Here is a 12,350-nt window from a genome sequence, read left to right as displayed (position 1 = left end):
CGCTTCGGCCGGGCCTGGCGCCGCAAGGCCCCGGTGGAATCCCTGATGCCGCTGCGCCTCGCCCGCTACGGCGTACCGCTGTCGGAGACCGCCCCAGCAGGCCTCGCCGCGGCCGGGATCGAGCCGGCGTTGATCCCGGCGGCACCGAGGCCGGAGCTCGACGCGGCGCCTGCCGCTGGTCCCACGTCGGTCACTGCGGGCGGTCGTGCCGCCGGCGCGGCGCCCGTCCCGCAGCAGGCGGCACCTCAGGGCGGGCAGCGCCCCGGGCCGGCCGGCGAGGACGCCGGGCAGCCGGCCGACGAAGCCGCCGGCGACCAGAGTCCCTGGTTCCAGATCCCCCGCGAGATCGAGTACCACGGCGGCTACGACCCCAACTACGACCCGGCCGAGCAGTACGCCCAGTGGTACGCCGAGCAGCAGGAAGCCGAGCAGTACGAGGACCAGTACCAGGAGGAGCCCCCCGCCGACGAACCCTCTTCGGAGGAGACCGGCAGCTTCCCCATCCCGGTCGGCCCGAACCGCACGCGCGAACTGGGCGACGGCGGCGGCATCCCGGAGCCGGAGCCGACGGAGGAGGACTTCTACCTGGTCTTCCGCAAGTCGATCGACGGCAGTTACCCCACCGCCGCCCAGTTCCGGGAGGACGTGGAGGCGACGTTCGGCAGGACGCTCACCAAGGGCGAGGCCGAGCGGATGGTGAACCGCTTCTCCAACCGCTACACCGCGGAACTGCAGGACGACCACATCGCGTAGCCACGGCGACAGCGGAAGGGGCCCTCCGTGAAGAGGGCCCCTTCTGTCATACCGCTGACCGCTTACGCGCCGAGCAGCCGCCGCACCCGCTCCTGCCCCACCGCGAGCAGCAGCGTGGGCAGACGCGGGCCCGTGTCACGCCCGACGAGCAGGTGGTAGAGCAGCGCGAAGAACGACCGCTGGGCGGTCTTGATCTCCGGCGGCAGCTCCTTGGGCGTGGCGTCGGCGGGGAACCCGGCCTGGACCTTGGGCACGCCGTAGACGAGGTGGGTCAGCCCGTCGAGCGACCAGTGCTCGGCGAGCCCGTCGAGCAGCAGCCGCAGGGACGCGCGGCCGGCGTCGTCGAGGGACTTCAGCAGCTCGGCGTCGGGCTCCTCGCGCACGATGGTGCGCTGGTCGGCGGGGACGTGGGTGTTGATCCACGCCTCGGCCTTGTCGTACCGGGGCCGTGCCTCGTCCAGGGAGGCCAGCGGGCTGGAGGGGTCCAGCTCGCTGAGGATGCGCAGCGCCTGGTCCTCGTGGCCGGCGGTGATGTCGGCGACGGAGGCCAGCGTGCGGTACGGCAGCGGGCGGGCCGTCTTCGGCAGCTCACCGGCGGCGGTGCGCACGGCGCGGGAGTGCGCGGCGACGTCGGCGGGCAGGGCCGAGCCGTCGGCGACCTTGGCGTCGAGGCGGTCCCACTCGTCGTAGAGCCGCTGGATCTCCTGGTCGAAGGCGATCTTGAAGGACTGGTTGGGCCTGCGGCGGGCGTACAGCCAGCGCAGCAGCTGCGGCTCCATGATCTTCAGCGCGTCGGCCGGGGTGGGCACGCCACCGCGCGAGGACGACATCTTCGCCATGCCGGAGATGCCGACGAAGGCGTACATGGGGCCGATGGGCTGCTTGCCGCCGAAGATGCCGACGATCTGCCCGCCGACCTGGAAGGACGAGCCCGGGGAGGAGTGGTCGACGCCGCTCGGCTCGAAGATCACGCCTTCGTAGGCCCAGCGCATCGGCCAGTCGACCTTCCAGACCAGCTTGCCGCGGTTGAACTCGCTGAGCCGGACGGTCTCGGAGAAGCCGCACGCCGTGCAGGAGTACGTCAGCTCCGTGGAGTCGTCGTCGTAGGCGGTGACGGTGGTGAGGTCCTTCTCGCAGTTGCCGCAGTACGGCTTGTACGGGAAGTACCCGGCGGAGCCGGACGAGCCGTCGTCCTCCTCGGCGGCGCCGGAGCCCTCGGCGGCCTCCAGCTCGGCCTCGTCGACCGGCTTCTGCCTCGCCTGCTGCTTCTTCTGGTCGGCCGGCTTGGGCTTGGTGCGGTACTGGTCGAGGATCGCGTCGATGTCCTGCCGGTGCTTCATGGCGTGCAGGATCTGCTCGCGGTACACGCCGGAGGTGTACTGCTCGGTCTGGCTGATCCCGTCGAACTCGACGCCGAGCTGGGCGAGCGACTCGATCATGGCCGCCTTGAAGTGCTCGGCCCAGTTCGGGTGGGGCGAGCCCTTGGGGGCGGGCACGGAGGTGAGGGGCTTGCCGATGTGCTCGGCCCACGACTCGTCGATCCCGTCGATACCGGCCGGCACCTTGCGGTAGCGGTCGTAGTCGTCCCAGGAGATCAGGTGGCGCACCTGGTACCCGCGGCGGCGGATCTCGTCGGCGACCAGGTGCGGCGTCATGACCTCGCGCAGGTTGCCCAGGTGGATGGGTCCGGAGGGAGAGAGGCCGGAGGCGACGACGACCGGTTTGCCCGGGGCCCGACGCTCCGACTCCTCGATGACCTCATCCGCGAAACGGGAGACCCAGTCGGTGGTCTCGGTGCTCTGAGCCACGATCGGCACGTCCTCTTTTTCTGGAGTTCTCAGACTTCTCTGAAGTTCTCGGACGGAGTTCTCGGCCGGCGGCCGGTACGGTCGCACGGCCGCGCGCCCCCATTGTCCCAGGCCGCGGCCCAACCCGGAAAACGACTTCTCCCATCCTTGGCACAACCGTTCCCGGCACCCGCTGGTCCAACTGCTCGACGGACGGGCGGCGAAGGGGTGGGGACCATGCGGAGTGGCGGCAGACGGGCACGGATCACCGGTGCGGCGGCGGCCGCGCTGCTGCTCGGCGCCCTGGCGGCACCGGCGGCACACGCGGCGTCGACGCAACCGGCGGCACCGGCCGCACCAGCGGCACCGGCGGCACCGGCGGAGGCGGACGTACGGACGTCCCTGCGGCCGGAGCCGGCGACCCTGGCCCCCGGCCGCTCCTTCCAGCTGAACCTGACGACGGACGTGGTCACGGGCACGGTCCCGGAGCTGGCGACGGTGATCACGCTCCCGGCCGGCCTGACGTACGACCGTCCCTCGTCGCACGACGACCTCGAGTACACGCGCTGCACCCCGTCCGCGGACGGACACACGATCACCTGCCGCTCGCTGGACGCCCCGCACGAACACGTGTGGGAGAGTCTGACCGTCCAGGTCGACCGGGACGTGGCCCCGGGCACCACCCTGCCGATCACGGCGAAGGCGGTCATCGGCGACGCGGTCGACACCGAGCCGGAGGACAACACGGCGACGGCGTCCGTGCGGGTGGCGGTGAGCGAGGACATCGGCGTCGCCTGGAAGCCGGCGAAGGCGTCGGTGAAACCCGGTGAACGGGTGGCAGCCCGGTTCGTCGTGACCAACCACGGCTCGCAGCCCGCGCAGGTCAACGCGGTGCGGTTCTGGCTGGGCTTCGACTACTGGGACGGCACCTCGACGCCCGACGACCCGGGCTGCTGGGCCGACCCGGGCGAGATGATCTGCGACGTCTGGCGGAAGCTGGATCCCGGCGAGAGCATCTCGTACGACTTCGCGTGGACGTTCCCGCAGAAGGCGGCCGGCACCACCTACACGATGGCGGGCTCGCTCGCCTTCCCGGACGTTCTCGACCCGGACCCGGCGAACGACAGGGCCGACCTCGTCATCGCGATCGGCCCGTCGCCCAAGCCGACACCGACGCCGAAGCCGACCGCCACGCCCGCACCCAAGCCCAAGCCCACGGCGAAGCCGGCCCCGGAGCCGACGCCGACCGCCTCCACAACGGCCCCCGCCACCGGCACGGGCACCGACCTCACCCCGCAGGGCGGCGGCGGAGAGCTCGCCGCGACCGGCGCCGGCACCCTCACCGCCGTCGGGACGACAGCGGCGGCGCTCACCGTCGCGGGCGGCGCACTCGCCCTGGCACGGCGGACCCGTCGCCGGGAGCACTGAGCCGGTGCGTCACAGATGGGGCGTGGGCGCGGCGGCGCTGGCGCTGCTGGCCGCGTCCGGGAGCCCGGCACAGGGGGCGCGGGCTCCGGCCCGATCGATGCGGTGGCGCGACTGCACCTGAGCGTCCCCGACGGCCCGCCGCCGAGGCGGATCGTGGCGGAGCTGATCGCCGAGATGGACTCGGGGCGGGTCTCCCACCTGGCCGCGGAACTCGCTCTTCCCCCGGGCGTGACTTTCGACGGGATCGTCCCGAACAGCGGCGGCAACGACGACGTGTGCACCCCGTCCGCCGACAGCCGGACCGTCAGCTGTGTGTCGCGGACGGGGCAGACCGACCGCGTCTCAGTGGTGGTGTACCTCACGGTCGATCCCGCCGTGCCCGTGGACACCGTTCTGTCGTTCACGGCCAGAGCCGACATCGGTGACGTGGTCGACACCTGGCCCACGGACAACGCCGACCAGGACGAGACCACCCTCCATCCGGCCGCCGACGTCACCCTCGCGTGGCGGAAGCCCTCCGGGCCGGTCGCTCCCGGTGAGGGGGTGAAGACGCCGCTGGTGGTGACCAACCACGGTCCGGCGACAGCCACGCAGGTCGAACTCGGTCTGACCGTCATGGGGGACTACTGGCCCAGCGGATACGGGGATGTCGACCAGTGCTGGACTGACCCGGGAGTGCTGATGTGCCTGCTGTCCGACCTCGCCCCGGGCGAGAGCGTCACCCTTCCCCTGTCGTGGTACTTCCCCCGGAAGGCGATCGGCACCATCTACGAGGCTCCCGCATCCGTCAAGAGCATCCCGGCCGACCCGGACAGGGGGAACAACGCGGAGACCCTCCACTTCACCATCGCCGAGCCGCTCCCGGCCGCCCACCGGCCGGCGTTCCTCATCACCGGCGCGGCGACGGGGGCTGCGGCCGCGGTCGCCGCCGGCGCAGTCCTGCTGCTGCGCAGGCGGGCCCGCCGCTCCCGCTGACGTCGCGCCCGCGCGAGCCCGGAAAACGGCTTTACCCCCATGGGATACTGGCCGTGTCCACACACCCCACGAGGAGAACGGCACCCATTCCTATGGCCTCGGTCACGTCCCTCACCGCTTCCGTCCACCAGCGCCTCGCGTCCGCGCTGTCGGCCGCCCTTCCCGAGGCCGCCGGCGCGGACCCGCTGCTGCGACGAAGCGACCGGGCGGACTACCAGGCCAACGGCATCCTCGCGCTGGCGAAGAAGGCCAAGGCCAACCCGCGGGAGCTGGCCACGCAGGTCGTCGCGCAGGTGACCACCGGTGACCTGATCCAGGACATCGAGGTCTCCGGCCCCGGATTCCTCAACGTGACGATCACCGACCGGGCGATCACCGAGAACCTCGCCGCGCGCGCCGCGGACACCGACGGCCGCTTGGGCGTGCCGCGGGCGGAGCAGCCGGGCACGACGGTCGTCGACTACGCGCAGCCGAACGTGGCGAAGGAGATGCACGTCGGTCACCTGCGCTCCGCGGTGATCGGCGACTCGGTGGTGCAGCTGCTCGAGTTCACCGGCGAGAACGTGGTGCGCCGGCACCACATCGGCGACTGGGGCACCCAGTTCGGCATGCTCATCCAGTACCTGGACGAGCACCCGCACGAGCTGGACCACAGCGGCGCCGAGGTGTCCGGCGAGGAGGCGATGTCCAACCTGGACCGCCTGTACAAGGCCGCGCGCCGCAAGTTCGACTCCGACGAGGAGTTCAAGACGCGCGCCCGCCGCCGGGTGGTGGACCTGCAGGCCGGTGAACCGCACACCCTCGCCATGTGGCAGAAGTTCGTCGACGAGTCGAAGATCTACTTCTTCTCCGTCTTCGAGAAGCTGGACATGGAGGTCCGCGACCCCGACATCGTCGGCGAGTCCGGCTACAACGACATGCTCGCCGAGACCTGCCGCCTCCTGGAGGAGTCCGGCGTGGCGGTCCGCAGCGAGGGCGCCCTGTGCGTCTTCTTCGACGACATCAAGGGCCCGGACGGCAACCCGGTCCCGCTGATCGTGCAGAAGTCGGACGGCGGCTACGGCTACGCGGCCACCGACCTCTCCGCGATCCGCGACCGCGTGTTCAACCTGAAGGCGAACACGCTCCTTTACGTCGTCGACGCCCGCCAGTCCCTGCACTTCAAGATGGTCTTCGAAACCGCGCGCAAGGCCGGCTGGCTGAACGACGACGTGAAGGCGCACCAGCTGGCCTTCGGCACGGTGCTCGGCAAGGACGGCAAGCCGTTCAAGACGCGTGAGGGCGAGACGGTCCGCCTGGTCGACCTGCTCGACGAGGCGATCGACCGCGCGTCGGCCGTCGTACGGGAGAAGGCGCAGGACCTGTCGGAGGAGGAGATCGCCGAGCGGGGTGCCCAGGTGGGCATCGGCGCGGTGAAGTACGCGGACCTGTCGACGTCGGCGAACCGTGACTACAAGTTCGACCTGGACCAGATGGTCTCGCTGAACGGCGACACGAGCGTCTACCTCCAGTACGCCTACGCCCGCATCCAGTCCATCCTCCGCAAGGCCGGCGAGGTCCGCCCGGCGGCCCACCCGGAGCTGGGCCTGCATGAGGCGGAGCGCGCGCTGGGCCTGCACGTGGACGCGTTCGCCGAGATCGTCGCGGAGGCGGCGAGCGAGTACGCCCCGCACAAGATGACGGCGTACCTGTACCAGCTGGCGTCGCTGTACACGACGTTCTACGACAAGTGCCCGGTGCTGAAGGCGGAGACGCCGGAGCAGGTGGAGAACCGCCTGTTCCTGTGCGACGTCACGGCGAAGACGCTGCACCAGGGGATGGCGCTGCTGGGGATCCGGACGCCTGAGCGGCTCTGACGCGGACCGGCCGTCGCAAAGCCCCGCCGGGTGATACCCGGCGGGGCTTGTTGTTGGATGGAGCGATGAGCAGCGAGGACGAGCACGGCACCGTAGACCTGGTCAGAGTGGTGGATCAGGAATCCAGCTTCCGCATCCGCGTCCTGGGCCGACAAGCGCCTGGGGTGCTGCCTCTGCACGACTCGCTGGACGCGGAGATCCTCGTCGAGACCAGCTTCGTTCACGGACATCTGCGGATCGGCTTCTCCCCCAGGCACCTGGAGCGATGGGCTCAGTGTCTTGTCGCGCTACGAGCTGGGCAGGACATCGGATGGCTGGACCAGGGAAACGGTCCCACGGTGAGAGTCGAATGGCCCGAGGACAACGACGAGATCATCCTCGTGCGGGTCGAGGACGCGACTGGTTCCGGCGCCACGGTCGACGTCCCCCTCGCGGTGGAGGAAGGCTGGCTCGACGAACAAGACGCGTTGTTGGCCGGCGTGCGGCAGGCCTGGCCGAGCGAAGTGCGGGAGACGTCGCCCGGTGCGTACGAGTGGCGCCACCGGTGAAGAAACACTGAGGGTGGAGCCCCGGTCGGAGCTCCACCCTCAGTCATTCACTGCCGGTAGCGGCTATTGCATGAACTTCCGCGCCATGCGCCACCCGTTGTCGTCGAACGCTTCGATCGTGATGGCGTAGGCCACGTTGTCCCCTGGTCGGTAATGCGGTGTCGCCGAGTACAGGATCGTGTTCCCCGCGCGGACGTGGTCGAGGATCTCCTCCTCGAAGTCGGCCATGACGCCGTTGTCGATCGACGCGGTCGTCCTGACGATGTTCGCCTCCACGCTTCCGGAACCACCGGCCGCCCTGGGGATCAGGTGGCCGCGGGCGTCACCGTTGTCGCCGCTCACGAAGCCTGGGGGCTTGATGCGCCGCGACGCCTTGGTGCCCACCTTGGCATCGACCAGCTCGGGAGTGACGATCGCGACGGCACCGGAGCGACGCTCATCGGCGTCCACGGTTCCGTAGTCGATCTCCGCGCCACCGTGGTTGCAGTTGTGGACGAGCACCGAGGTGCCACCGGCCACGACGTAGTACGTGTGGACGTCGGACACCGTCAGGTTGTGGACGGTGGCCGTCTGGGCCGTCCAGCGGTCGATCGCCGTGATCTGGACGTAGGTGCCCGCGCTGGTCCGCAGCCACTGGCCGGCGTGCAGGTCGGTGGCCTTGATCCAGGTGTGGAGCTCGGGGACCCAGAAGGGGTGGCCGTCGGTCGCGGTGACCTGGGCCGTCTTGGCGCCCTTCTTGCCGTCGGTGTCGATCGTGACCTTGACCAGGTGCTTCAGGCCGTGGCCCTTGATCTCGGCCGTGACCGTCTCGATCCGGCGTTCACCGGTCTTCGGGTCGGTCGTGACGACCTTGTCGCCGGTCTTGACCTGCTCGATCGGCTTGGTGGTGCCGTCGGCCATCAGGACCATGGTGCCCGGGACGAAACTGTTGCACGTCCCCCCGTCACCGTCGGCCTTGCCGGAGCCGCCGCTGCCGCTGGATCCGCCGTTGCTCTTGGAGGAGCCGCCGGACTTGCCGCCGGGCTTGGAGCCGCTGCCGCCGCCGCCCTTGCCACCACCACCGCCGGAGCTGTGCGACGACACCTTCGGGGCTGCCTGCGCCTGGGCCGCCTTATGGCGAGGGTTACCCGTCTTCTTGGCGGCCGCCAACGCTCTGTCGCTGGCTCTCTTGGCTGCTTCGGCCGCTCTCTTCTTCGCTCTCTGCGCCGCAAGTTTCTTGGCGCGTTCGATGGCGAGTTTCTTGGCTCTCAGTGCCGCCCGTTCAGCTGCCTTGGCCGCCTTGAGGACGATCTCGGCTGCCTTCTTGGCCGCCTTGAAGGACTCGACGGCCTTGATGGTGCGCTTGACGGCCTTGATGACGGACGGGATCTTGCCCAGCTTGGACCACGGGATGGCGTCGACCGCGATGCTGATGCAAGACCACATGTCGCCGCCGAAGCACGCCATGGCGTCGTTGATGCCGATGAAGTCCTTCAGCGTCTCCCACGCCACGGCCAGGATCACCGAGGTGAGGGACTTGCCCTGCATCGCCTGCGCCTGCGCGACCTGCGCCGCGGACAGACCCGCGCCCGCGAGGGCCGCGGCCCGCTCGGAAGCGGTCAGCACGATGGACAGACCCGACGGGTCGGAGAACGTCACCGGGTTGTTGTGCGCGTAGGCGTACCCGTTGGACTGCAGGACGTCGTTGAGATCCAGGACCGGGTCGGCGGACAGGAAGCGTCCCACGACAGGGTCGTACAGACGCGCACCGAGAGGCACGAACCCCGAGCTGTCATCGAGCGGCGAACCGAGGAAGCCGGTGTGCGACTGACGGTTGACGCCTGCCGTGTCCGCACCGCGCTGGTTGCCGAACGCGTCCTGCTTGCGGATGCGCACCGACATGCCACCGTCGAGAGCGACCTCGGCGTACGGGCTGCCCTGGTGATCACCTGTGATGGCGACCAGCTTGTCGGCGCCGGTGCCGTAGGCGTAGCGCATGACGGAGCCGCCGGGCGCGTCGTAGGTGCGCTGGGTGTTGACCAGCACGCCGCCCTTCTGGACGGTCACCTCGGCGTCGCCCAGGCTCAGCGTGGCCTGCTTGCCCTTGATGGTCAGCAGACGCTGGCCGTCGGGGCCGTAGATGTAGCGGGTGTCGTTCTGCGGCGCCCACAGCTGCTCGGCCTTGGTGCTGTCGCAGGTGGCCAACACGATCGGGGTCGAGTTCGCCGAGTTAGCAGCCTGGACCGACAGGCAGAGCCCGGAGGCGACGTGGGTGAGCTGGCCCGACGCGTTGCGCTTGAGCTCCTGTCCGGCCGAGCCGTCGCACTTCTGGATCTGAACAGCCGACCCGGCGGTGTTGCCGGTGGGCTGGACGCACCAGTTGTCGTAGACGTTCAGCGTGCCCTGGTCGGGGTTGGTCCCACCCGGGGTCTGGCTGAAGCGCCAGTTCTGCGCCGGGGAAGCGTTGCAGCCGTACAGCTGGATCGCCGTACCCCCCACAGCCAGGCCGCCCTTGAGGTCCAGGCACTTGTCGGCGAGACCCACATACGGGGTCTTCCCACCCGTGCCCGCACCCGTGATCCGGTCGACCTGACCGTCATAGGTCCAGGACAGGGACTGCTTGTCGCCGTTCTGGAGCGAGGTGACGGTCTTGGTCTCACCGGTGAGCTCGTACAGACGCTCCGCCTCGGCCTTGACCTGCGCGCCGGCCGGCGTGGTGTACGTCTTGGACACCTTGGTCAGCGTGTGCGGCTGGGTGCCGTCGGCCTTGCCGTAGGCGTAGGTGGTCGTGGCGTCCTTGGCGGTGTTGCCGGTGAGGTCCTTCTCGGTCAGCTTGGTGCGGTTGCCGAGCAGGTCGTACTCGTACTCCTGCCAGTAACCGGACTTGTCCGTCCCGGCCGTGACGTTGAGCGAGCCGTCGGTGTTCTTCGGAGCGGTGCAGGTCGACTGGTCCTTTGAGGTCCAGGCCGTCTTCAGCTCGCCCAGCGGGTTGTAGGCGAAGCACTGGCGCTCGTCGATGCCGGTGGCCGCCTCCTGGATGGAGGTGACGTTGCCGGACGGGTCGTAGGTGTACGACCGCTTGGAGACAAGGTTGCCACTGACCAGGGACTGGTCACCGCTCTGCTCGCGGTAGACCTGCTGGTCCTTGAGCTCACCGCTGGACTCGTCGAACGTGTTCTGCGTCCAGACCCGGTAGGGCTGCGCGCCGAGCGTGGAGCGCAGCACCTGGCCGTAGGGGTCGTAGACCGTCTCGGCGCCGTACCAATCCTTGCCCGAGATCGAGAGCGGCTTGCCGTCCTCGTTGTAGCGCACCACCAGCTTCTCGGAGTCGAACTTGCCGATCTTCGGCAACGTCGACTCGTCCAGCATGCCCTTGTCGCTGTACTTGAACGAGTACGTGTACGACGAGTCCAGGCCCCAGGTGGAGGCCAGGGTCGTGGGAAGGGTCAGCGTGGTCGAAGTCGGCTGGTAGTCCTTCGTGTAGCCGTTGACCTGCTGGGTGTAGGCCTCACCGTCGGTGTAGCGGGTGGCGGTGTAGGGCATGCCCTTGCCGCCCGGCGCCAGGTCGTAGGTGAAGTTGGCCAGGAGCGTGCCGTCCGCGGCTCCCAGGTGCTGCTCCGTGGGCCGCGACAGCTGGTCGTAGCTGTACCAGACGTCATTGCCACGGGCGTTCTTGCTGTGCAGCACTCGGTCATGGCTGTCGTACCACGTCGAAATGGTGCCGGAGTCCGGGTCGGTGGCGGAGTCCTGACGGCCGCGGTGGTCGTACGTCCACGTCCACGGGTGCGCGGCGTCGACGGAGTTCGTCGCCTTCACCAGCTGACCGCGCGCGTCGTAGTCGTACTTCATCGACGTGAAGCCGCCGGGCGCGTCCGGGTTGAAGGTGTCGACCCGCTGGGTGCGGCCGAGCGCGTCGGTGTAGACGCGGTAGTCGGACGTCCCCTGCGGGTTGTCGACCTTGGACCAGTCCAGGCCGTACTCGTACTTGGTGGCCCGCTCCGGGACCTCCTTGGAGACGGTCTCCTTGGTCAGCGGGTCCGCGACCTTGAGGACCGGGGTCTCCTGGAGCACGCGGCCGGAGCCGTCGTAGGTGTAACGGGTGATGTTCGGGACCTGCGTGTCGGCTTCCGGGGAGAACAGCTCGCCGGGCTTGGACTCGTAAGTCAGGTAGGCGTTGTTGGTCTGCCAGACCTCACCGGAGCTGTTGTACAGCGTGTCGGTGATCAGCCAGCCGCCGCCGTCCGCCTGCTCCTGCTGCTGGCGCTCACGGCCGAGACCGTCGTAGATCGTGACAGAGGTGTCGATCTTGTCGTTGTAGCCGCGGGAGTAGGTGGTGACGTAGGACGGCTTGCGGTCCTCGCCCTCCACGTACGGCGGAACCGTATAAACGGCGCGGAAGTCCGGCACCGCGGTGTCGGACGGGGCGCGGTCCGCCGCCCAGGCCTTCTCCAGTCGGCCCAGCGGGTCGAACTCGGCCTGCGTGACGTGACCATTGGCGTCCGTGGTCTTCGTCGTGGTGCCACGGCCCGGCTCGAGCTCACGTGTCTCGGAGTGACCGACGGCGTTGGTCTCGGTGACCTTGAAGACCTGGCCGGTGGCCGGCTCATAGGTGATCAGGCCCGAGGTCTTGTGGTCCTGGTCCGTGGTGCGGGTGACGCGGCCGATGGCGTCGAACTCCGTCGTGCCGTCGGACTGCCAACCGTTGCCGTCACCGTTGATCGACCAGGTCTCGGAGGCCTCGCCCTTGGTGGTGTCGGCGAGCGCGACCCCGTAGCCCTGCCCGTCGTACGCGGTCCGGTTTCCGCCGCTCAGTGAAGCCAGGTTGCTGAAGTCAGCCGCGGCACAGGTGGTCGGGGAGACCAGGACCTGCTTCGACAGACCGATCAGGTTCTTGGCCGTGTTGTGGATGTACTCGGACTTGGTGCAGGACTCGTCGCCGGTCTTGCCGGTGTCACCCAGCGACTCCACCTGGATGGGCAGGCCGTAGGTCGGCTCGTAGGTGGTGTGGGTCTTGACGATCCGCT

The 12,350-nt window shown here is 69.4% G+C and carries 6 protein-coding genes and 1 pseudogene; 5 read left to right on the top strand and 2 right to left on the bottom strand.

The window, feature by feature from the left end; translation table 11 throughout:
- Nucleotides 1-753: pseudogene (locus AB0J12_RS38935) on the top strand (hypothetical protein); the annotation flags it as partial.
- Nucleotides 754-815: 62 nt separating this feature from the next.
- Here the strand turns inward: AB0J12_RS38935 and lysS are convergent.
- Nucleotides 816-2,570, bottom strand: a complete 1,755-nt coding sequence (gene lysS / locus AB0J12_RS38930) for a lysine--tRNA ligase (RefSeq protein ID WP_363269543.1) — start codon at nt 2,568-2,570, stop codon at nt 816-818.
- Between the two features lie 207 nt (nt 2,571-2,777).
- On the opposite strand from lysS, the gene AB0J12_RS38925 reads away from it, so the two are divergent.
- The 4 genes from AB0J12_RS38925 to AB0J12_RS38910 all read left to right on the top strand — a co-directional run bounded on the left by AB0J12_RS38925 (nt 2,778) and on the right by AB0J12_RS38910 (nt 7,347).
- Nucleotides 2,778-3,968, top strand: a complete 1,191-nt coding sequence (locus tag AB0J12_RS38925) for a hypothetical protein (RefSeq protein ID WP_363269542.1) — start codon at nt 2,778-2,780, stop codon at nt 3,966-3,968.
- Nucleotides 3,969-4,070: 102 nt separating this feature from the next.
- Nucleotides 4,071-4,943: a hypothetical protein gene (locus AB0J12_RS38920; RefSeq protein WP_363269540.1), complete on the top strand. Its 873-nt coding sequence runs from the start codon at nt 4,071-4,073 to the stop codon at nt 4,941-4,943.
- 92 nt (nt 4,944-5,035) lie between these two features.
- Nucleotides 5,036-6,799 carry an arginine--tRNA ligase gene (gene argS, locus AB0J12_RS38915; protein WP_363269539.1) on the top strand — a complete coding sequence of 588 codons (1,764 nt, stop codon included), beginning with the start codon at nt 5,036-5,038 and terminating at the stop codon, nt 6,797-6,799.
- Between the two features lie 65 nt (nt 6,800-6,864).
- Complete coding sequence (locus tag AB0J12_RS38910) at nt 6,865-7,347, top strand: DUF5959 family protein (RefSeq protein WP_363269538.1); 483 nt, start codon at nt 6,865-6,867, stop codon at nt 7,345-7,347.
- Nucleotides 7,348-7,410: 63 nt separating this feature from the next.
- Here the strand turns inward: AB0J12_RS38910 and AB0J12_RS38905 are convergent.
- Nucleotides 7,411-12,350 (bottom strand): ricin-type beta-trefoil lectin domain protein (locus tag AB0J12_RS38905; protein ID WP_363269537.1); only part of this gene is annotated, 4,940 nt, incomplete at its 5' end.

It is taken from the genome of Streptomyces sp. NPDC049915 (genome assembly GCF_040656475.1).
Taxonomy (GTDB): domain Bacteria; phylum Actinomycetota; class Actinomycetes; order Streptomycetales; family Streptomycetaceae; genus Streptomyces.
Note: the sequence above shows the minus strand (reverse complement) of the source record. Positions and strands in the feature narration are given on the sequence as shown.